The 21,541-nt window shown below is 28.9% G+C and carries 20 protein-coding genes and 1 tRNA gene; 8 read left to right on the top strand and 13 right to left on the bottom strand.

Annotated features, from left to right (window positions below):
• Positions 1 to 6: 6 nt before the first annotated feature.
• The 3 genes from ACFQZW_RS02295 to ACFQZW_RS02305 all read right to left on the bottom strand — a co-directional run bounded on the left by ACFQZW_RS02295 (position 7) and on the right by ACFQZW_RS02305 (position 1,261).
• Positions 7 to 588 (bottom strand): Crp/Fnr family transcriptional regulator, encoded by a 582-nt coding sequence (locus tag ACFQZW_RS02295; protein ID WP_298263418.1) that lies wholly within the window; start codon positions 586 to 588, stop codon positions 7 to 9.
• 148 nt (positions 589 to 736) lie between these two features.
• On the bottom strand, positions 737 to 988 hold the full coding sequence (locus ACFQZW_RS02300) for a type II toxin-antitoxin system RelE/ParE family toxin (RefSeq protein ID WP_386781411.1): 252 nt from the start codon (positions 986 to 988) through the stop codon (positions 737 to 739).
• 33 nt (positions 989 to 1,021) lie between these two features.
• The gene (locus ACFQZW_RS02305) at positions 1,022 to 1,261 is read right to left on the bottom strand and encodes a ribbon-helix-helix domain-containing protein (RefSeq protein WP_386781404.1); all 240 of its coding nucleotides are present in this window, start codon (positions 1,259 to 1,261) and stop codon (positions 1,022 to 1,024) included.
• 888 nt (positions 1,262 to 2,149) lie between these two features.
• Here ACFQZW_RS02305 and ACFQZW_RS02310 point away from each other — a divergent pair.
• From ACFQZW_RS02310 to ACFQZW_RS02320, 3 genes are all read left to right on the top strand, one after another.
• A complete protein-coding gene (locus ACFQZW_RS02310) occupies positions 2,150 to 3,637 on the top strand; it encodes a S41 family peptidase (RefSeq protein ID WP_386781405.1) in 1,488 nt (495 codons plus the stop codon).
• A 126-nt stretch (positions 3,638 to 3,763) separates the two neighbouring features.
• Complete coding sequence (locus tag ACFQZW_RS02315; RefSeq protein ID WP_298263413.1) at positions 3,764 to 4,222, top strand: GNAT family N-acetyltransferase; 459 nt, start codon at positions 3,764 to 3,766, stop codon at positions 4,220 to 4,222.
• Positions 4,223 to 4,375: 153 nt separating this feature from the next.
• Complete coding sequence (locus ACFQZW_RS02320; protein ID WP_298263412.1) at positions 4,376 to 5,038, top strand: tetratricopeptide repeat protein; 663 nt, start codon at positions 4,376 to 4,378, stop codon at positions 5,036 to 5,038.
• 310 nt (positions 5,039 to 5,348) lie between these two features.
• On the opposite strand, the gene ACFQZW_RS02325 is transcribed toward ACFQZW_RS02320, so the two are convergent.
• From ACFQZW_RS02325 to ACFQZW_RS02345, 5 genes are all read right to left on the bottom strand, one after another.
• A tRNA-Arg gene (locus tag ACFQZW_RS02325) sits at positions 5,349 to 5,422 on the bottom strand.
• A gap of 35 nt (positions 5,423 to 5,457) precedes the next feature.
• Complete coding sequence (locus ACFQZW_RS02330; RefSeq protein ID WP_298263411.1) at positions 5,458 to 5,607, bottom strand: SsrA-binding protein; 150 nt, start codon at positions 5,605 to 5,607, stop codon at positions 5,458 to 5,460.
• A 517-nt stretch (positions 5,608 to 6,124) separates the two neighbouring features.
• Positions 6,125 to 7,144 carry a carboxypeptidase-like regulatory domain-containing protein gene (locus ACFQZW_RS02335; RefSeq protein WP_298263410.1) on the bottom strand — a complete coding sequence of 340 codons (1,020 nt, stop codon included), beginning with the start codon at positions 7,142 to 7,144 and terminating at the stop codon, positions 6,125 to 6,127.
• Between the two features lie 6 nt (positions 7,145 to 7,150).
• A complete protein-coding gene (locus ACFQZW_RS02340) occupies positions 7,151 to 8,857 on the bottom strand; it encodes a M56 family metallopeptidase (protein WP_386781406.1) in 1,707 nt (568 codons plus the stop codon).
• Between the two features lie 5 nt (positions 8,858 to 8,862).
• Positions 8,863 to 9,222, bottom strand: a complete 360-nt coding sequence (locus ACFQZW_RS02345; RefSeq protein ID WP_298263407.1) for a BlaI/MecI/CopY family transcriptional regulator — start codon at positions 9,220 to 9,222, stop codon at positions 8,863 to 8,865.
• Between the two features lie 143 nt (positions 9,223 to 9,365).
• On the opposite strand from ACFQZW_RS02345, the gene ACFQZW_RS02350 reads away from it, so the two are divergent.
• From ACFQZW_RS02350 to ACFQZW_RS02360, 3 genes are all read left to right on the top strand, one after another.
• A complete protein-coding gene (locus tag ACFQZW_RS02350) occupies positions 9,366 to 10,304 on the top strand; it encodes a calcium/sodium antiporter (RefSeq protein WP_386781407.1) in 939 nt (312 codons plus the stop codon).
• Positions 10,305 to 10,487: 183 nt separating this feature from the next.
• Positions 10,488 to 12,674 (top strand): glutamine synthetase III family protein, encoded by a 2,187-nt coding sequence (locus ACFQZW_RS02355; RefSeq protein ID WP_298263403.1) that lies wholly within the window; start codon positions 10,488 to 10,490, stop codon positions 12,672 to 12,674.
• Positions 12,675 to 12,817: 143 nt separating this feature from the next.
• On the top strand, positions 12,818 to 13,996 hold the full coding sequence (locus ACFQZW_RS02360; RefSeq protein WP_386781408.1) for an AIR synthase related protein: 1,179 nt from the start codon (positions 12,818 to 12,820) through the stop codon (positions 13,994 to 13,996).
• Here the strand turns inward: ACFQZW_RS02360 and ACFQZW_RS02365 are convergent.
• Positions 13,993 to 14,646, bottom strand: coding sequence for an ATP-binding cassette domain-containing protein (locus ACFQZW_RS02365; RefSeq protein ID WP_386781409.1), 654 nt, complete (start codon positions 14,644 to 14,646; stop codon positions 13,993 to 13,995). The genes ACFQZW_RS02360 and ACFQZW_RS02365 overlap by 4 nt on opposite strands.
• A gap of 386 nt (positions 14,647 to 15,032) precedes the next feature.
• On the opposite strand from ACFQZW_RS02365, the gene prfA reads away from it, so the two are divergent.
• Both prfA and ACFQZW_RS02375 read left to right on the top strand, forming a co-directional pair.
• The gene (gene prfA, locus ACFQZW_RS02370; RefSeq protein ID WP_298263399.1) at positions 15,033 to 16,109 is read left to right on the top strand and encodes a peptide chain release factor 1; all 1,077 of its coding nucleotides are present in this window, start codon (positions 15,033 to 15,035) and stop codon (positions 16,107 to 16,109) included.
• 135 nt (positions 16,110 to 16,244) lie between these two features.
• Positions 16,245 to 17,876, top strand: coding sequence for an ABC-F family ATP-binding cassette domain-containing protein (locus ACFQZW_RS02375; RefSeq protein ID WP_298288144.1), 1,632 nt, complete (start codon positions 16,245 to 16,247; stop codon positions 17,874 to 17,876).
• 61 nt (positions 17,877 to 17,937) lie between these two features.
• Here the strand turns inward: ACFQZW_RS02375 and rplT are convergent, their stop codons facing one another.
• The 4 genes from rplT to thrS form a co-directional block, all read right to left on the bottom strand.
• Entirely contained in the window at positions 17,938 to 18,282 is a 345-nt protein-coding gene (gene rplT / locus ACFQZW_RS02380; RefSeq protein WP_298263391.1) for a 50S ribosomal protein L20, read from the bottom strand.
• A 95-nt stretch (positions 18,283 to 18,377) separates the two neighbouring features.
• Positions 18,378 to 18,575, bottom strand: a complete 198-nt coding sequence (gene rpmI / locus ACFQZW_RS02385) for a 50S ribosomal protein L35 (protein ID WP_298263390.1) — start codon at positions 18,573 to 18,575, stop codon at positions 18,378 to 18,380.
• A gap of 84 nt (positions 18,576 to 18,659) precedes the next feature.
• On the bottom strand, positions 18,660 to 19,175 hold the full coding sequence (gene infC / locus ACFQZW_RS02390) for a translation initiation factor IF-3 (RefSeq protein WP_298263779.1): 516 nt from the start codon (positions 19,173 to 19,175) through the stop codon (positions 18,660 to 18,662).
• Positions 19,176 to 19,242: 67 nt separating this feature from the next.
• Positions 19,243 to 21,183 (bottom strand): threonine--tRNA ligase, encoded by a 1,941-nt coding sequence (gene thrS / locus ACFQZW_RS02395; protein ID WP_298263388.1) that lies wholly within the window; start codon positions 21,181 to 21,183, stop codon positions 19,243 to 19,245.
• Positions 21,184 to 21,541 lie beyond the last annotated feature (358 nt).

A 21,541-nucleotide genomic window follows, 5' to 3' on the forward strand; every position in this document is an offset into this window, starting at 1 on the left:
TATAAATCAAATTCGAACTTTAGAGTTGCGAATTCTGCTTAGCGTTTCAAGTGTAATGCCTAAATATGAAGCAATATGTGTTAGAGCTATTCTTTGTGTAATGTCAGGGTAAAGACTTATTAAGCTTTGATATCTTTCTTCTGCTTTAGAAAATTGGATGGTATGCAATCTTTCACAAAGACCTAACATAGTTTCAGTAACAACTTTACTAATAAACCGTTCAAAATCATGATACTTATTTGAGAGATTCTCAACTGTATCTTGTGAAAACTCAAGAGCCATTGAATCTTCTACAAACTCTACATAATGAGGACTAGGTGCTTTGCTAAAAAAACTTACTATGGAAGCCATAAATTGATTTTCAAAAGTGAACCAGTCTGATATGTCTTTCCCATCTTTTAAATAGTATGCTCTTGCACAACCATTTATAATTAAATAAGCCTTTTTAGAATACTGACCTTCTCGTACGACAACTTCTCCTTTTCTAAAAGTTTTAATCTCACAATTTTTAATGAATTCATTTTGACATTCTTTGGTAAGAGAAGAATATGATTGTTCTAATTTTTTAAAAAGAAGTTCTATGTTCATTTTCTTAATTGGCTATGGTTTAGTAGAACCAAAGTTGTGATTTGGTTTTTGTAATTTTTTGCTTGTTAAATATACTCATTTTAAGGTTTAGAAATATTTTAATTTAGTGAATGAAGTTTTTTTTGTGTGGTGTTGGCAACTATAATTTTTATAACAGATTTTTCAAATCTTGACGTCTAATTATTGCTATAATCTCAACAACTTTATCATTCTCATTTATCTTAAAATAAATTGAATCTGAACCACAAACACATTTTCTATATCCTATTCTAATATAATCAACTGATTCAAATGAATACGGACTTTTTGAAATCCTATCAAAATATTCAAAAAAGAAATTAAAATAGTCATCTGCTTGTGTTTCTCCAAATGTTCTTATTCTGTAATGATGAATTCTTATTAAATCTTTTTTGCTGTATTACTCAGCCTATAATTAGCCATTCAATAAAGATTTTGATTGAACTAAAATTTGCTTTTTAGAATCAGAAGTGAATCCACTTTTTTCAGCTCTTTCCAGTTTAGAGCTAATCCAATCTATTTGAGCTTGTTGTTGCCTTGCTTGTCTAATCAAATCATTAACTAATTCACTTTTACTTGAATATTCTTTACTTTCAATTTGAGCTTTTAACCAATCATCATTTGGTTCAGTAAATGAAATACTTTGTCTTGCCATAATTTTTATTTTGATGTAAATATACATCAAAAATGCATCTAATCTAAATTTTAGTTTTCAGTTTTAAAGTCATTCATTATTGTTGCCAATGGTCTTCTTTATTTAGCATTCATTAAATTAGAGAAGAAAAGAGGAGAACTAAAACAGTCTTTAAGATAATAGGCTAATTAGACGTACTAGTTCTCTTTTCTTAGAACCAATTGGAATACTAGGTTATCAGAACCCATTAAAAGAAATAGTTTATGCGACATAATTTTAATAAATAAGTATGAAAAATTATCAAGAAAGTGTAGGAATAGATGTTTCCAAAACAACCATAGATGTAAGTTGTTATTTATGCAAGAAACACAAAGTTTTTAAAAATGATATAAATGGTTATCACTCTATGTTAAATGGTGAAAAAAGCAAACAGGGAGTATTTCTGTTTTTTTATACCTGATATTTAAATTTATGTAACATTTATTCAAGATTGAAAACTATTAATTACAATTTATATATTTGGTTAATGGAGTGATTTAAACATCTAAATTTAATAAATATTAACGGAATGGTAAACCCGTACTTATTTTGAGTTTGACACTAAACATTGTCATGGTGAAAAGCTAATTTATAGGAATCTTTTAATTCAAATGTTATTTATTACTCTTTTGAAGTTTAAAAATATGATTGTTTGGATTTTGAATAAATAATTAACCACCAAGATATAACCAAAAGTGCTTAGTCTTATAAAATAAATTGGCTCTTAATTGTAAAATAGCTAAATTTAACAACCCAAAAATTGCAACATCAAAGCATAAACATAAAAAGTACATTTATTTTAAGTTAAAAGAATAAACGTATATGCTATAAGTATATAAAAAGTTAACTACAATTTTAACAAACAAAGCAATGAAAATTATTATAAAGCTTACCATTCTATCAAGTTTAATTTTATTGATTTCTTGTAAAAACGGAAATAAAAATCAAAACTTAAAAGAGAATAAATCCTTATCAAAACAAGAAATACTTAAAGACTTTAACACATTTGAAGCCATTTATCAAAAAGCAAATGCCGGGCTTTACAAGTATCGCTCAAAGCACCAAATTGACAGTGTTTTTAAAGAAAATAAGGCAAAAATAACAGACAGTTTATCATACAGAGAATTTTATAATCTATTATGGAATGTAATTGACTATACAGGCAGTTGTCACAACCATCTCGATTTCTCAAATTCGCTATTTGATAGTTTAAGCAAAGAGAAAATATTTTTTCCAATTCCTTTAAAATATATTGACGGAAAGTTATTTACAAATCTCGCATACGAAAACATTCCTCTTGGAAGCGAAATAATCTCTGTTAACAACATAAAGGCAAAAAGTTTTTTAGGACAAGTTTCAAAATACAGAAGTACAGACGGTTATAATAAATCGGGGAAATACAAGTGGGTTGAAACAGATTATTTACCGTCATACATTTACTTTGCATTAGGAAAACAAGAAGAATACACTATTGAATACAAACAATATAACTCCAACGAAATCGAAAAGATAAAAGTTAAAAGCACTACCTATTCCGACTTTTATGAAAATTTTAATAACAGGCACTCTAAAAAATTAGAAGTTCAGAACAATAAAGAATACTCCTATAAATTTATAGATAGTGTAAAAACAGGATTTTTAACTGTTAAATCCTTTGCAATGGGCGAATTAGAAACGGAAGGACATAAAAAATATGCTGCTTTTTTAGATTCTGTATTCGTAACAATTAAAAACCAAGAAGTAAAAAACCTAATTGTTGACATTCGCGGAAACGGTGGGGGAAATGGTATAAACATATTGCTTCTTTATTCATATTTAACACAAAGAACGTTTCAGGAAAATATTTCAGCATACACATTATTTCAAGAGATCCCTTTTCAAGAATATTACATCTATGATGACGTTGAAGATTTAACAAATTTCTTTAAAGAAACACATGCTGTATTCAATAACAATAAATACTATCAAACTCCTAAGTTTAATGAAGTGTGGAAGCCTAACACAAATGCTTTTCAAGGAGAGATCGTTTTGTTGATTGACCCGTTTGTAGCTTCAGCAGGTTCACATTTCTCGAGTTGGATGAAAAGTGATGAAGATCCAATAATCATTGGGGAAGAAACAATGGGTGGATATTACGGTCATACAGGACATATGCCAATGACTTACGAACTTCCAAACTCAAAATTTCTATTAACATTTTCAGTTGTTGACCTTAAACAAGATGTTAAAGAATTGCCAGATGAAAAATTTGGTGATGGTGTTATACCCGATTTTAAAATTGGTCAGTCTTATGAAGACTTTATAAACAATAAAGATACTCAGCTGAATTTTGCCATTGAAAAAATAAAAAAACTGTAGCTACATTGTATAAGTGTAATGCGAGATAAAGCACTAAAATCAAACAAATTGAAAATTAACAAACATAAGATTAAACCTATATCAATATAATACAAAGCATAGTTGAAGATTAAAATTTAAATAAAAATGACTTTTAGAGAAGCAAATAAAGCCGATATAAAACAGATTCAAGTAGTAAGAAATTCTGTAACCGAAAATACACTGTCAAATCCTGAATTAGTAACTGATGCTGATTGTTTGGAATTTATTACAAAAAGAGGAAAAGGTTGGGTGTGTGAAATTGACAATCAAATTGTTGGATTTTCAATAGTGGACTTAAAAGAAAATAATATTTGGGCACTATTTGTACACCCTAACCATGATAAACAAGGAATTGGAAGACAATTGCATGACTTGATGTTAAATTGGTACTTTAATAAAACTTCTAAAAATGTTTGGTTAGGAACTGCACCTAACACAAGAGCAGAAATTTTTTATAGAAAATCGGGTTGGAAAAAAGTTGGAACTCACGGAAAAGGAGAAATAAAATTTGAAATGACATTTGAAAACTGGAAAAATAAAAGTACAGCAAGTAATAATGTATAACCAAAATTGTTGGATTCACTAAAATAGAATAATTCTAAACCTTAAAATGAGTATATTTAACAAACAAAAATTGCACCATAAAAAACACTTATTCTTTAATAAAAATAGGGGTAAATGTTATGGTATAAGAATGTAACAAGTTGTAACACATTTATGAAAAAGATTTTAATACTTATTTTAATTACATCAAACCTTATTTTTTCACAGGAGAGTGAAATAAACAAACTTATTGAATTAGGTTCAGAGGAATTTCAAAATAATAATATTATAAAAGCTAATGAACTATTTGAAAAAGCACTTAAAATTGACTCTCTGAATAAAGATGTTTTATTCAATTTAGCAGCAACAGAATTAAGATTAAATAATAAAAGCAAAGCTTGTAAACTTTGGCAAAAAGGATATAAACTTAAAGATTATGGAGCACGAGAATTAGTCCTAAAATATTGTGGACAAATTGAATATAGTGAATTTATGTTTAAGGAGGATGTTGACTCTGAACCTAAATTCATTTTTAAAGACAAAGAACTACCTATAAATATAGACTCAAAATTAAATCCAAAATTAACATCGCTATTTTTAAAAGAAAGTAAAAAATCAAAGGTTATAAAAAATTATAAAAACCAAAAAATCTTATTAATATTCAACATTAATAAAAATGGAAAATTTGAAATTAAAGCTATAAAAGACAAACCAGATGAACTAAAATTTGAAATAGAAAGAATATTTAATGAGATAGTAACTTTTATTCCATCAAAATATAAAGGACTAAATACTGAATACTGGGGAGGATACGCTTTCCCAATATATTTTAATTAAATGCATTACAACACCTCATAAAATTTATGCTTACATTTAACTAAATAGCAAAACAACAACCATTCAACTAACAATTTGCTACGTAATTTTAAAAATGGAAAAGAAGAAATTTCAACGAAGCCATGGCTAAATCAAATATCCTAGAAAAAGCGATAAAAAAATCTATGGAATTGTATCGATAAAGGAATGCTAAATTGGTATGAATTGATTCGTGATCATTTAGCATCAAATTAAATGATTGTATAAAAACGACAAATCCCTACAAATTTAGAAATTGCAGGGATTTAGAACTCTTTAAGAGCTTTAAAAGTGACCTCGACAGGATTCAAACCTGTAACCTTCTGAGCCGTAATCAGATGCGCTATTCAGTTGCGCCACGAGGCCGTTTTGAGGGTGCAAATATAATATTTTTTAATTATTTACAAACTATTTTTTGTAACAAAATATCGCCATCCAATAATAGCAAGTTGCCATTTTTTAGCTTTGGCCATATCTAATCTTTTTTTCGTAAAGCTTGGAAGTGTTGCTTTATTAACTTTAGCTAAAAATTTAAAAAGTTCTTTTTTCATTAAGTAAAAGTACAGAATAAAAAAAATTCCACAAAACTTGGAATCTTTTCTGTAAAAACAATCGATTGTTATAAATAGAATTTTAAAAAAGGAACTATTAAATTAGATAGCTAATTAAATTAAGTATTAATTGAATAATTACCATAAAAATTGTTATCATATTTTAAGTTTTAAAGGTTAATAAATTAGTTGTTGAATTAATTCTAATTTTAAGATATGATAATTTTATCCTATGTTACAAATATTTTAATAAGAATTTATCAATTTGACTTTCAATTTGAAATTAAATAATAAAAATGATTTGTTGTTGTTACTTTTATTCTACAAATAAGTTTTAAATAGTAATTTAAAATGTGTTTTAAGTTTTAAATAGTAAGTAAGTAAAGGGGGTTTTATCTGTATTTTTTTAAAGTAATGGAATTTTGATTATAAAAGCTAGTAAAAAAGATCAATTTGATTATTTTTAAGTTTGTAACTATTAATAATTTTAACTCTTTAGAATTTTAAATTGTTATGGTTATTGCTTTTTTGTTAAATCATAATCGAGGGGAAGCATATCAGAGATTCTTTTTAAGGATAAATTACCAGCCCAAGAGATTGCCTTAGGTGGCATATGGTTACCATTTTTATCAATATAAAAAACACCACTCCCATTTTTTAATTGAAATTGTATTTTAGATTGGTCAGTTTTGTTGTAAAGTATGTCTAAACTTTCAACGTTAACATTTACTTTGGTTAATCCATTTTGAGTATGTAGTGTAAAATATTTATAAGGTAGCGTTGGCCAACTTTTATAATAGATTTCAAACTTATTTTCAGTTAAACGTTTATTTGCTAAAGATTTCATAAAGTGGATAGAAGATCCATTATATGCTTTTTTTCTATTTTTGATTGTTTTAGATGTTACTTTTTTTCGTAAATTTTTAAAAAAGCTATACCCCTCGTTATAAACACTTTTAATAAGTCTAAAGCCATTTAAGCTTGTGTGAAATTTGACTTCAAATTCTGTTAAATTATAGTTTATTTGGTAGCCTAAAAATTTATTTTTTATAATAATTGGTTGGTTACAATATGCCGAAAGAGTTTTGGTTGCATCATTGTACATAAGTTGTATATCTTTTTCATTTTCAATGGTACAATATTTTGCATTTTCAGATGTACCCAAAAATTCATTTTTAAATATTTGCAACTTTTTTTTTCTGCTCCATTTATCGGGTGATATAATTACTTCATTAAGTTGTTGAGTTTCTTCTTCTAAATATATTTTAAGTTTTTTAGAAAGGTCTTTTGATGCAATTAAAATAGTTTTAAAACCTGTATAGCTTATAATTAATGGAGTGTTAGTAATTTTAGCTAAATTTAATTCAAAATAACCATTAAAATCACTAACATCTCCAATAGTGGTTCCATTTAAATATATAGATGCTCCAGGTAAGACTTCATTTGTAGTTTTGTTATAAATAGTTCCAGAAATTGTTTGAGCGTAATTTATGAAACTAATAAAAAATAAAGTAAACAGTATGAAGCATTTTTTCATAAATAATTAATTCTTAGTAGTTATTAAAATAACACCATCTTTTGCTTTTTTACCGTATTTTTCTGTGGCTGATTCTCCTTTTAATACTTCAATTTTTTTAATTTTATTAGGGGCAAGTTTATCCATTTCTTTTTTTGATGCTTCTTTCCCATCAATATAAATTAAAGGCTCTTTTTCATTGTCACCTATGAATACAAAGTTTTCTTTTTTAGTAACTTTATAGTTTTTCCCTTTTTCATCGTCAGTTTCGATAATATAAATTTGTTCACTGGCATTGTCTTCATTAACCTCTTCAATGATTTTTACAACTTCATTACCATCTTTAGATTTGATGACTTCTACCTTAATTTCTTTATTTTCATTTTTGTCAACCCAAGTTTTATCCCCTTTTTTTCTAATCACAATTTTTTCTGTTTCAACTACTACATTGTCATCTTTAGAATGTAGTTTAACATTTTCTCCGTCAGAGGTTACTACGACATAATTTCCTTTGTTATTTTTATGTTTTGTTATCTGGGTGTTACCATTTTCTTGAATTTTATATGCATAACCTTTTTGGTGAATCATTTTTCCGTTGCCAATCTGCAAATCATCGTTTTCTGAATCGTAAGAAATTTTAATAGGATTAATAGGAGTGTCTCCAGAAATGGAATAATTGGCTTGACTTCCTTTAGATTTGGCTGTAATTTTAATTGCTGTAATTTCTCCTTCCGAATTTCTTTTAATTCCTTTAAAAGTTAAATTAACATTGAACTCTTTTTCGAAAAATGTTTGTTCTTTTTTTAAAGTCTCTTCTTTTGAATTTTTATCTATAACTAATTCAACTTTAAGTTTGTTAACTTCTTCAAGTTGTACTAGTTTTTTTTCTTGAGCAATTGTTTTGGTATTGAATATAAATACAAACGCTGTTAACAACGGAATTAATAAAGCGTATTTCCATTGGTTTCTATTAGTGGATGGGTTTTTGTGTAGCATAATGATTCGTTTTTTAATTAATGAATTGTAAAAATTATTTGTAATGTCAGCACAATAGGATATCTGACTTGTTTTTAGTAAGGTAAATTGATAGAGTTTATGATTTTCAGCTAATTCTAATGCATATTTATCTGCTAAATATTCTAAATTTTGTTCTACAGCTTTTTTAAAAAGCCAAACAAAAGGGTTGAACCATAATACAATTACTAAAATATGAGCAAGCAGTGTATCAAGCGAGTGCCATTGTATGGCATGGGCTTTTTCATGGTTTATTATTTGCTCTAATTCTTCAGAAGTAAATTTTTCATTATTAAAAATAATAATATTGAAAAATGAAAATGGTGAAATGTTTTTAGAAGTTTCAATAAAATAATATTTATCTTCTTTTACAGCAGGATGTTTTGCTATTAAATAGCCTAAAGAAATTAATTGAAATAAAAACTTAAGTAAAAAAAAGAGTACACCTATTAAGTATATACTGCTAATTATGAAGATCCAATTTATTTGTGGATCTTTTACAATTTGATTAGAAGTTTCAACAAATTCTATATTGTTAAACTGATTAGCAACATACTCAACGTAAATAGGTACTTCAATTAATGGCAGTGATATTACAATTAGTAAACCAATTAAAAAATAGGATCTTATGGATTTAAAAAAGGTTTCATTTTTTAAAAAAAGTTGGTAAAATAAAAATAATAAAATTACCAATCCGCTGGCTTTAAGTAAATAATCCATAATATTTATTTTTTACTTTCAATAATTTTTATAATTTCCCTAAGTTCATCAGCACTAATTTTTTCTTCTTTAGCAAAAAAAGAAACTACATTTTTATAAGAATCTTCAAAATAATTTTGAATTGCTGTTGAAAAGAATCTTTTTCTATAGTCTTCTTTTGAAATGGCAGGGTAGTACCTATGAGTATTTCCAAAAGTCTCATGCTTAATAAAACCTTTGTCTTCCATTTTTCTTATAACAGTTGATACGGTATTGTAGTGTGGTTTAGGTTTAGGTAACTCAGCAACAACTTCTTTTACAAATGCCTTTTTTAGCTTCCATAAAACGTGTATTATTTCCTCTTCTTTGTTAGTTAGTTTATCCATGACTAATATTTTTCATCAAATATAAACTATTAAATTAGTTGTGCAACTATAAAAATAGTTATTTAACAAAACCTTAAGTTTTTCAAATTAGTTTAATATTGTTGTAGCCTTTTAAAATCTTATATATTTGCAAAAAATATTATTTGATGAATTTACTTTTGATTGTTATTGGGTTGGTGTTTTTAATTTTAGGAGGAAACTGGTTGTTAAAATCTGCAGTAGGTTTTTCATTGCGTTTGCAAATTCCAAAAATTGTGATTGGAATGACTGTTGTATCTTTTGCAACATCTGCACCTGAATTAATTGTGAGCGTAAAATCAGCTTTAGAAGGACATGCAGATATTGCCTTTGGAAATGTTATAGGCTCAAATATTGCAAATTTAGGTTTGGTGTTAGCAATTACCATTATACTTTCTACAATAAGTGTAGAAAAGAGTTTTTATAAAACAGATTGGCCGGTAATGATGATAGCTTCTTTATTATTATATGGGTTTATTGTTTTTGATGGTGAGTTACAGCGCTATGAAGGAATTATACTATTTTCTTTTTTGATAATATTTTTAATTTATTTATTAAAATTTCAAAAGCCTGCAGTTGTTGACGAATTGCCCGAGGATGATGTAGAATTACCATTATATAAAGATGTACTTTTTTTGGTAATTGGAGGAGTAGGATTATGGGCTGGTTCAGAATTGTTAATAAATGGTGCTGTTGGTTTGGCTGAAAACTTTAATGTTAGTGAGCGAATAATTGGGGTTACTGTGGTCTCTATTGGAACAAGTATTCCAGAATTAGCAGCATCAGTAATTGCAGTCTTAAAAAAAGAAAAAGCAATTTCTTTAGGAAATTTAATAGGATCAAATGTATTTAATATTCTAGCTGTACTTGGGTTGACATCAATTATTACTCCTATAAAAATTACAGATAGTGGATTATTATCGAATGATATTTTTTGGATGTTAGCTATTTCATTGTTGGTTTTACCACTTAATTTTGTACCGACCAAAATGAAATTGGGTTGGAAAGAAGGTTTAATTTTAGGAGCCTTATATGCTATATTTGTTTTTAAGATGTTTTATTAATTTTGAAAATTTAAAAAATTGTAGTTTAAAAGTAATAATCATCTAAAAATAGAGGTGGTTATTAACAAAATCCAAAATATTTAAACATTACCCCTATTTTTTTAGGGGGTAATTTTTTTTTAAATCATTTTTAAGTTAGATTTGCACTGTTAAAAATAGTGTATTAATTCTAAATTAATTAAAATGTCTAAAATTAGATTTCAAGCTTTAAAGGAAGCTTCAAATAGAAAACCAATTAAAGTTGTTGAAGATACTAGAAGATCAGAACTTTTTGGATTGAATGTATTTAATGAAAACACCATGCGTCAATATTTGACTAAGGAAGCATTTAAAGGTGTGATAAATGCAGTAAAACATGGGACAAAGATTGACCGTAAAATAGCAGACCAAGTGGCTTCTTCTATGAAAGAATGGGCATTGTCTAAAGGAGTTACACACTACACACATTGGTTTCAGCCATTAACAGGAGCAACTGCAGAAAAGCATGATGCTTTTTTTGAAACTATTGGAGATGGTATGGCAATTGAAAAATTTGGAGGAAGTCAGCTAGTTCAACAAGAACCAGATGCTTCAAGTTTCCCAAATGGAGGAATTAGAAATACCTTTGAAGCACGTGGTTATACTGCTTGGGATCCAACATCACCAGCATATATTTATGGAACAACTTTATGTATTCCAACGGTATTTGTATCATACACAGGTGAGGCATTAGATTATAAAACACCTTTATTAAGAGCCTTGCACGCAGTAGATGACGCTGCAACAGCAGTTTGTAAATATTTTGATAAAAATGTAAAAAAAGTGACTTCATCTTTAGGATGGGAGCAAGAATACTTTTTAATTGATAAAGCGTTAGCTAATAGCAGGCCAGATATTACTTTAACAGGAAGAACTCTTTTAGGACACTCTCCTGCAAAAGGGCAGCAGTTAGACGATCATTATTTTGGGTCTATTCCAAGTAGAGCTTTAAATTATATGAGAGATTTAGAAACTGAATGTATGCTTTTGGGTATTCCGGTAAAAACTCGTCATAATGAGGTAGCTCCTAATCAGTTTGAATTAGCGCCAATTTATGAAGAGTCTAATTTAGCAGTAGACCATAACTCTTTATTGATGGATGTTATGGGGAAAGTGGCGTCACGTCATAATTTAAAAGTATTACTACATGAAAAACCATTTGCAGGAGTAAATGGTTCAGGAAAGCATAATAACTGGTCATTATCAACAAATACTGGAATAAATTTATTAGCACCAGGTAAAACTCCAATGAGCAATCTTCAATTTTTAACATTCTTTATCAACACAATAAAGGCAGTGTACGATAATGAAGAGTTGTTAAGAGCAGCTATTGCTTCGTCTAGTAATGATCATAGATTAGGAGCAAATGAGGCTCCACCAGCAATTATTTCAGTTTTTATAGGAGAACAATTAACAAAAGTTTTAGCTGAATTAGAAGGCGTAACTAATGGAAAACTTTCTCCGAAAGAAAAAACTGATCTTAAATTAAATGTTGTTGGTAAAATTCCAGACGTATTGTTAGATAATACCGATAGAAATAGAACTTCTCCATTTGCATTTACTGGTAATAAGTTTGAATTTAGAGCAGTTGGATCAACCGCAAACTGTGCAAATCCAATGACCGTTTTAAATACGATTGTAGCCAAACAATTAAAAGAATTTAAAGGTGAAGTTGATGTGCTAATTGAAACTAAAGATTTAAAGAAGGATGAAGCTATTTTTAATGTACTTAGAGAGTATATTAAAGCATCAAGAAATGTATTGTTTGAAGGTAATGGTTATGGTGAAGCTTGGGAAAAAGAAGCAAAAAAACGTGGGCTTAGCAATAATAAAACCACACCAGAAGCTTTAAAAGCTAGAATTTCTAAAAAAACCATTGCTTTATTTGATGAAATGAATGTAATGAGTCCGGTAGAGGTTGAAGCTCGTTATGAAATTGAGATTGAAGAATATACGAAGCGTATTCAAATAGAATCTCGTGTTTTAGGAGATATTGCAGGTAACCATGTAATTCCAACGGCTGTTCGTTATCAAAATATGCTTATTGAAAATGTAGTGGGATTGAAGGATATTTTTGGAAAAGATTTTGAAAAACAAGCTGGAGAACAAATCAAATTAATAAAGAAAATATCTGAGCATATTGAAGTAATACATGCTAAAGTTGACGCTATGATTGATGCTCGTAAAAAAGCAAATAATATTGAAGATGCAGTAAAAAAGGCAGATGCTTATTGCTTTAAAGTAAAACCGTTTTTTGAAGAAATCAGATATCACTGTGATAAACTGGAGTTGATGATTGATGATGAATTATGGCCATTAACTAAATATAGAGAGTTACTATTTACAAGATAACTTTTAAAATCAAAAACAAAAATCCTGCATAATAGCAGGATTTTTTATTTTTTATTAAAATGCAAATGGTTGATTCAGTTTTTTTATGTTTCATTAATTGAAAATTAAAAATTACTTTTGCAAAACAATATAACAACACACTAATGAGTTCAGAAATAAGTAAAAGGTACAGTCAAAGAGGAGTGTCAGCATCAAAAGAAGATGTACATAATGCTATAAAAAATGTTGATAAAGGATTGTTTCCAAAAGCATTTTGTAAAATTGTACCAGACTATTTAACAGGAGATGAAAATTATTGTTTAATAATGCACGCAGATGGAGCAGGAACAAAATCGTCATTAGCTTATATGTATTGGAAAGAAACTGGAGACATTTCTGTATGGAAAGGCATCGCTCAAGATGCATTGATTATGAATATTGATGATTTATTATGTGTTGGTGCTACCAATAATATTATGCTTTCTTCTACAATTGGGAGAAATAAAAATGTAATTCCAGGAGAGGTAATTTCTGCAATTATTAATGGCTCTGAAGAGTTGTTGAGTGATTTAAAAGAATTTGGAGTTGAAATTCATTCAACTGGAGGTGAAACAGCTGATGTTGGAGATTTGGTGAGAACTATAATTGTAGATTCTACCGTAACTGCCCGTATGAAAAGAACGGATGTTATCGATAATGCAAATATTAAACCGGGTGATGTAATTGTTGGTTTAGAATCTTTTGGTCAAGCAACTTATGAAAATGGATATAATGGAGGAATGGGGTCTAACGGATTAACTTCAGCTCGTCACGATGTTTTTAATAAGTATTTAGCAAAAAAATACCCAGAAAGTTTTGATACAGCAGTTCCTGAAGATTTAGTGTATTCAGGAGAAATGAAATTAACTGATTCTGTAGAAAACGCTCCAATTGATGCAGGAAAATTAGTTCTTTCCCCAACAAGAACTTATGCACCAATCATAAAAAAAATATTGGAAAAATATACTTCAAAAGATATTCATGGAATGGTGCATTGTAGTGGTGGAGCACAAACAAAAATTCTTCATTTTGTTGACAATTTACATATTATTAAAAACAACATGTTTCCGATACCGCCGCTTTTTAAATTAATTCAAGAGCAAAGTAAAACGGATTGGAAAGAAATGTATCAAGTATTTAACTGTGGACACCGTATGGAATTGTATGTTTCGCCTGAAATAGCAGATGATTTAATAGCTATTTCTAAAAGTTTTAATGTAAATGCTCAAATTATAGGTAGGGTAGAAGCTTCTGAAACTAAAAAGTTGACCATTAAAAGTGAATATGGAGTTTTTGAGTATTAAAAATTCAGATACCTATATAATTCTAAATCACTTAAGTTTTTGATTTCTTTAGACCAACCATCTTTTAATAAATATAATGTATCAGTTATATCAATAATATATTTATGCATATGATCGGTAACAATAATCGCTTTATGTTGTTTTTCTTTATGTATTAAATTTATAATACGATTAATATACACTGGAGCTATATGTGAAAAAGGCTCATCGAGCAAAATAAATTTTGCATTTGATTTTAATATTAAAAAGGTTTCAATGATTCTTTTTTCTCCACCTGAAAGTAATTTGAATTTCTGATTTTTTAAGTTAATAAGTTCAGGGAAAAGTGTGTAAAAGTTATTTATATCAATATTAGAATGATAAAATGCATTCTGGACTGTCATTGATTTAGGGATAAAATGAAACTGAGGCAAGTATTTTACTTCATTAGAGGTTAAAAAAGGTTTAGAAAATCGTTTTCCATTTATTCTTAAAGATTTAAAAGAAGGTTGTAATTCTCCAAAAATAATTCGAAGCAATGTGCTTTTACCACAACCATTATTCCCTAAAATTCCAGTAACAGTTCCTTGTTCAGCTTTTAAGTAAATTCCATTTAAAATTGGTTTATTCTTAAATGATATTTCTACACTATCAATTTCTAAAAAATCCATAAAACTATAAATGTAAATATAAATAAAATAATAGTATCTATTAAAAAAGTACTAGTGTATAATTGAATTTGAGTTATTCCACTATTAAAATAAAAATATAAGTTTTCTTTTTTCCGATTGTTCATCCATTCAAGAAACCAAATCATGATTAAAATAAACAATTTTGAAAATACCGCAGCAATTAAAAAGCTAATTCCCAAACTTTTTATTTGAAAACTAAAAAACAGTGTTGCAATACTTGGGATTATAGCTATTGATTGATAATATTTCAAAAATAACCGAATCTTTTTCATAGATAGTTTAATACTAATTTGATAAAGGTACAAATATTGAATTGATAATTCTCAAGAAATTATTGTAAATTTGCATTCCAATTAAAAAAATACATGTTAGATAAGTTAAGAATAGTAAAACAACGATTTGATGAAGTTTCCGATTTAATTATCCAGCCAGATATTATTTCGGATCAAAAACGTTATATCGCCATCAATAAAGAATACAAAGATTTAAGTACGGTAATAGATGTTATTAACGAATACGAACGGTTGTTAAGTAATATTGAAGAAGCAAAAGAAATTATAGCCGATGGATCAGACGAAGAGATGACAGAGATGGCTAAAATGGAATTGGAAGAGGCTAACGAAAAAATTCCTCAGTTAGAGGAAAAAATAAAATTTATGCTTATTCCAAAAGACCCTGAAGATGCTAAAAATGTCATTGTTGAAATTAGAGCTGGTACTGGAGGTGATGAGGCAAGTATTTTTGCAGGTGATTTGTATAGAATGTATACAAAATACTGTTCAGATAAAGGTTGGAGAACAGAAGTTGAAGATATTAGTGAAGGAACTTCTGGAGGATTTAAAGAAATTATTTTTAGTGTTTCAGGAACTGATGTTTACGGTGATATGAAGTTTGAATCTGGTGTTCATCGTGTGCAACGTGTGCCACAAACCGAAACTCAAGGACGTGTTCATACTTCAGCTGCTACAGTAATGGTATTGCCAGAAGCTGAAGAGTTTGATGTGGAGCTAAAACCTAGTGATATTCGGGTAGATTATTTCTGTGCTTCAGGTCCAGGGGGGCAATCTGTAAATACGACTTATTCTGCAGTTCGTTTAACTCATATTCCTACTGGATTGGTAGCGCAATGTCAAGATCAAAAATCGCAACATAAAAATAAAGACAAAGCGATGAAAGTACTTCGTTCTCGTTTATATGAACAAGAATTGGAGAAAAAATTAGCTGAAGATTCTGCTAAAAGAAATTCTTTGGTGGCTAGTGGAGATCGTTCAGCAAAAATTAGAACATACAACTATCCGCAAGGTCGTGTAACTGAACATAGAATTGGGCTAACCTTATACGATTTACAAAATGTAATTAACGGTGATATTCACAAAATTATTGAAGAATTGAAACTTGCTGAAAATACAGAAAAGTTAAAAGAGTTAGGAGAAGTACTTTAATTTTTTTGTTTCTCAAAACATTTAAAGCAAGAATATTTTTATTCTTGCTTTTTTTGTGTCAAAATCAAAAAATTTCATCATTAATAAGTTAATCAAACCATGTATATTTGCGCCTTTCAAAAATAATTTAGTAAAATGATTACAGTTAACGATATTTCAGTACAGTTTGGAGGAACCACATTATTTAGTAACGTATCATTTTCAATAAATGAAAATGATAAAATTGCTTTGATGGGGAAAAATGGGGCTGGAAAATCTACCCTATTAAAAATAATTGCAGGTGTAAATAAGCCAAGTACTGGAAATATTTCAGCGCCAAAAGAAACAAAAATAGCATATTTACCACAACATTTATTGACAAAAGATGAGGCTACAGTTTTTGAAGAAACTTCCAAAGCATTTGCTGAAATATTTGAAATGAAGAGTGAAATAGATAAAATTAATGAAACTTTAACCGTTAGAACAGATTATGAAAGTGATGAATACATGACTTTGATTGAGCGCGTTTCTGAATTAAGTGAAAAATTTTATGCTATTGAAGAAATTAACTATGAAGCCGAAGTTGAAAAAGTATTAAAGGGATTAGGGTTTGAGCGTAAAGACTTTACTCGTGCTACTTCCGAATTTTCAGGAGGATGGAGAATGAGAATTGAATTGGCTAAAATTTTATTACAAAAACCAGATTTAATTTTATTAGATGAACCCACCAATCATATCGACATTGAAAGTGTGCAATGGTTGGAAGATTTCTTAATCAATTCAGCCAAAGCAGTCATTGTAATTTCACACGATAGAGCTTTTGTAGATAATATTACCAATAGAACTATTGAGGTAACAATGGGGCGAATTTATGATTATAAAGCCAATTATACCCATTATTTAGAATTGCGAAAAGATAGAAGAGAACATCAGCAAAAAGCCTATGATGAACAGCAAAAAATGATTGCTGAAAATATGGAATTTATTGAACGTTTTAAAGGGACTTATTCAAAAACTAATCAAGTACAATCCAGAGTTAGAATGCTAGAGAAATTACAACTGGTTGAAGTTGATGAGGTAGATTCATCGGCTTTACGATTAAAATTTCCACCAGCTCCAAGAAGTGGTCAATATCCTGTTGTTGTAAATGAATTATCTAAAAACTATGACCAACATATAGTTTTTAAAAATGCTAATTTGGTAATTGAACGAGGGCAAAAAGTTGCATTTGTAGGAAAAAATGGAGAAGGAAAATCAACCATGATTAAAGCAATTATGGGAGAAATAGATTTTGAAGGAAGTTTAGAGGTAGGACATAATGCAAAAATTGGTTATTTCGCACAAAATCAAGCATCATTATTAGATGAAGAATTAACGGTTTTTGAAACCATTGATCAAATAGCAGTAGGAGATATTAGAACAAAAATAAAAGATTTATTAGGCGCCTTTATGTTTAGTGGAGACAATACCAGTAAAAAAGTTAAAGTACTTTCGGGAGGTGAGAAAACACGTTTGGCAATGATTAAATTATTGTTGGAACCTGTAAATGTTCTAATTTTAGATGAACCTACAAATCATTTAGATATGAGAACCAAAGATATTATTAAAAAAGCATTGAAAGATTTTGATGGTACATTAATTTTAGTATCTCATGATAGAGATTTTTTAGATGGTTTAGCTGAAAAGGTTTTCGAGTTTGGGAATAAACGTGTTAAAGAACATTTTGAAACTATCACTAGTTTTATGGAACATAAAAAAATGGAGAGTTTAAGGGAAATTGAGAAATAAACAACTAAAAAACCCAATCGAAAGATTGGGTTTTTTATATATAAGCAAGAAATTAAAAAATCTATTTTACGGTATCAACAATTGCCTTAAAAGCTTCTGGATTGTTCATCGCTAAATCTGCAAGTACCTTACGGTTCAATTCAATATTATTAGCTTTTACTTTACCCATAAACTGTGAGTAAGACATTCCATACTGACGAGCTCCAGCGTTAATACGTTGAATCCATAAAGCACGGAAAGTTCTTTTTTTGTTTTTACGGTCTCTGTAAGAATATAGCATTCCTTTTTCAACCGCATTTTTTGCTACTGTGTAAACGTTTTTTCTACGTCCAAAGTAACCTTTTGCTTGCTTCAATATCTTTTTTCTTCTAGCTCTTGAAGCAACTGAATTTACTGATCTTGGCATAATTCGTTTGTTTTTTTGTAGTAGGCGTCAAATCTAATATTTGAACTTGTATTGGCACTACTCCAAGGTTAATAATTAAATTCCCTGTAACTTTATTATTTTAAAGTTAACTGTTGTAAAATGTTAGCTTCATCTGATTTATGAACTAAACCAGCGTGAGTTAACTTTAATTTACGTTTTTTACTTTTCTTAGTCAAAATGTGACTTTTGAAAGCGTGTTTTCTTTTAATTTTTCCAGAACCAGTAAGCTTAAAACGCTTCTTAGCACTAGATTTTGTTTTCATTTTAGGCATCTTTCTTCTACTTTTTTATCTTGCTTAATATTTTTTCGAGTGCAAAAGTAATCTTTAATTTGATTATTTTAAACAATCGAAGTATTATTTCTTTTTTGGAGCAATGTACATAATCATACGTTTACCTTCTAATTTAGGCATTTGCTCAACTTTTCCGTATTCTTCAAGTTCTGTAGCTAATCTTAAAAGTAAAATATGTCCTTGATCTTTATAAATAATAGATCTTCCTTTAAAAAACACAAATGCTTTTAACTTAGCACCATCTTGTAAAAACTTTAAAGCATGTTTCTTTTTAAATTCAAAATCGTGCTCATCAGTATTTGGACCAAATCTAATTTCTTTTACTACAACTTTAGATGCTTTAGCTTTTTGGGCTTTTTCTCTCTTTTTTTGTTCGTATAGAAATTTTTTATAGTCTATTATTTTACAAACCGGAGGTACCGCTTTTGGTGAAATTTCAACCAAATCTAGTTCTTGTTCTTTAGCAAGTGATTTTGCTTTAGCTAATGGATATACACCAATTTCTACGTTATCACCTACTAAACGTACTTCGTCAACATGAGTTATTTTTTCATTAATTCTATGTTGATCTTCTTTAATTACTCTCCAAGGTTTTCTTCCCCCTGATTTTCTTTTTATTGCTATGACTTTAGATTTTAAATTAAACTTAAAATTGTTGTAATGTACTATTTATTTCTTTATTTAAAAAAGATACGAAATCATTTATTGAAAATGTTCCTATGTCTCCTTCTCCTTGTTTTCTTACAGAAACAATTCCATCTTTTTCTTCTTGTTCACCAACAATCAACATAAATGGAATTTTATTTAACTCAGCATCTCTAATCTTTCTACCTGTTTTTTCACTTCTGTCATCTATAAGGGCGCGAATTTCGGAATTTTCTAACAAATCTAAAACTTTTTCAGCATATTTTTGATATTTTTCACTGATTGGCAATATAATAACTTGCTCTGGAGTTAGCCATAATGGGAATTTTCCACCTGTGTGTTCTAATAGAACAGCAATGAATCTTTCCATTGAACCAAATGGAGCACGGTGAATCATTACAGGTCTGTGTAATTGGTTGTCGGCTCCTTTATAAGTTAAATCAAATCGTTCAGGTAAGTTGTAGTCTACTTGGATAGTTCCAAGCTGCCAACTTCTACCTAAAGCATCTTTTACCATAAAATCTAACTTAGGGCCATAAAAAGCAGCTTCTCCATATTCAATTACATAATCCAATCCTTTTTCTTTGGCAGCATTTATAATGGCATTTTCAGCCTTTTCCCAATTTTCATCGCTTCCTATATATTTATCTTTATTTTCTTTATCTCTTAAAGATACTTGCGCTGTAAAATTATCAAAACTTAAAGAGTTTAATACATACAATGAGAGGTCAATTACATTTTTAAACTCCTGATCTAATTGGTCAGGTGTGCAAAAAATATGCGCATCGTCTTGAGTAAACCCTCTTACACGAGTCAATCCATGTAACTCTCCACTTTGTTCATATCTATAAACGGTACCAAATTCGGCAAATCTTTTAGGTAATTCTTTATATGAATAAGGTTTATGGTTAAAAATTTCACAGTGGTGTGGGCAGTTCATAGGTTTTAATAAAAACTCTTCACCTTCTTTTGGAGTGTGTATAGGTTGAAAACTGTCTTCTCCATATTTTTCATAATGTCCAGAAGTAACGTATAATTCTTTTTGACCAATATGAGGAGTCATTACCATTTCGTACCCAGCTTTTTTCTGAGCTTTCTTTAAAAAACTTTCTAATCGATCTCTTAGAGCAGCACCTTTAGGCAACCAAAGAGGTAATCCTTGTCCTACTTTTGAAGAAAAGGCAAACAGTTCTAATTCTTTTCCTAATTTTCTATGATCGCGCTGTTTGGCTTCTTCTAACAACTCTAAATACTCTGTAAGCATTTTTTGTTTAGGAAAAGAAACACCATAAATTCTGGTTAATTGATTGTTTTTTTCATCTCCTCTCCAATAAGCACCAGCAGCACTCATTACTTTAACGGCTTTAATAATACCTGTATTGGGAATGTGTCCTCCACGACATAAATCAGTAAAGTCTGAATGATCACAAAAAGTAATCTCACCATCATTTAAATTTTCTATTAGCTCTACCTTATATTGATTTTCTTCTTTTTTATATTTTAAAAGTGCATCAGCTTTACTAACTTCACGCATCTTAAATTCATGTTTTCCTCTAGCCAATTCTAAGAATTTCTTTTCAATAGTTGGAAAATCTTTTTCTGAAACTATATTATTACCAAAATCAATATCATAATAAAAGCCATTTTCAATAGCTGGTCCTATGGTTAACTTTACATTTGGATACAAATGTTGAATAGCTTGCGCAAGTACATGAGCCGAAGAGTGCCAAAAAGCTTTTTTACCTTCAGTATCATTAAATGTATAAAGAATTAAACTGCCATCCTCATTAAGCGGTGTTGAAGTCTCAATAGTAGTATCATTAAATTGTGCCGAAATTACATTTCGAGCAAATCCTTCGCTTATAGATTTTGCAACATCCATTGGAGTGCTTCCTCTTTTAAATTCTCTTTTAGAACCGTCTGGTAATGTTATTTGAATCATATTTTTTTATTAGAAGTGCAAAGATATTAGAAAACTATCAGATGCGCAATACGTTTTTCTTATACCATATTACATGTTATAGATATTATCGAAAAGATATGTAAAAGTATTGAAAATTAAGTTTCAATTTTTTAGAAGTTAAAAGCCATACTTTCAGAGAAGTAAACTTGAAGTTAAATTTTTCTCAAAAAAAGGTTAAAAAAAGTTTGTATAGGAATAAAAAAGAGTGGTATATTTGCAGCCGCTAACAAGGGAGTGGGTTGGTGAGGTTCTGGAAGAGTTTGTTGAAAAAGTAAGATTAAAAAAAGCTAAATTTTTATTTGGTGATTTAAAAAAAGGTTTTACATTTGCAGCCGCT

The sequence above is a fragment of the Lutibacter aestuarii genome (assembly GCF_042676885.1).
In the GTDB taxonomy this organism is placed as follows: domain Bacteria; phylum Bacteroidota; class Bacteroidia; order Flavobacteriales; family Flavobacteriaceae; genus Lutibacter; species Lutibacter aestuarii.